The organism is Lysobacter sp. Soil_N_23 (assembly GCF_057656135.1).
The window spans coordinates 1-877 of record NZ_JBDGKY010000048.1 but is presented as its reverse complement, the minus strand read 5'-3'; the positions used below and the strand labels follow the sequence as shown (position 1 = coordinate 877).

Here is an 877-nt window from a genome sequence, read left to right as displayed (position 1 = left end):
CGCGAGCACATCCTGCTGTCGCGCCAGGTCGGCGTGCCGTACATCGTGGTGTTCCTGAACAAGGCCGACATGGTCGACGACGCCGAGCTGCTCGAGCTGGTCGAGATGGAAGTGCGCGAGCTGCTGTCGAAGTACGACTTCCCGGGCGACGACACCCCGATCATCCACGGTTCGGCCCGTCTGGCGCTGGAAGGCGACCAGTCGGAGATTGGTGTTCCGTCGATCCTGAAGCTGGTCGACGCGCTCGACACCTTCATCCCGGAGCCGCAGCGTGACGTCGACAAGGCGTTCCTGATGCCGGTGGAAGACGTGTTCTCGATCTCGGGCCGCGGCACCGTGGTGACCGGTCGTATCGAGCGCGGCATCATCAAGGTCGGCGACGAAATCGAAATCGTCGGTATCCGTCCGACCCAGAAGACGACCGTTACCGGCGTCGAGATGTTCCGCAAGCTGCTGGACCAGGGTCAGGCAGGCGACAACGCCGGTCTGCTGCTGCGCGGCACCAAGCGTGACGACGTCGAGCGCGGCCAGGTGCTGTGCAAGCCGGGTTCGATCACCCCGCACACCGAGTTCGAAGCCGAGGTGTACGTGCTGTCGAAGGACGAGGGCGGCCGTCACACCCCGTTCTTCAAGGGCTACCGCCCGCAGTTCTACTTCCGCACGACCGACATCACCGGCGCGGTGACGCTGCCGGAAGGCGTCGAGATGGTCATGCCGGGCGACAACATCAAGATGGTCGTCTCGCTGATCAACCCGGTGGCGATGGACGAAGGCCTGCGTTTCGCAATCCGCGAAGGCGGCCGCACCGTCGGCGCCGGCGTGGTGGCGAAGATCATCAAGTGACGAATTGACCCGGGCGCGCGCAAGCGCGCCCGGC

The 877-nt window shown here is 65.3% G+C and carries 1 protein-coding gene; it reads left to right on the top strand.

The features are described from left to right. The coding region (locus AC3A3X_RS17820) for an elongation factor Tu (protein WP_487584310.1) at positions 1-843 on the top strand (843 nt) is incomplete at its 5' end. Positions 844-877: the final 34 nt, after the last annotated feature.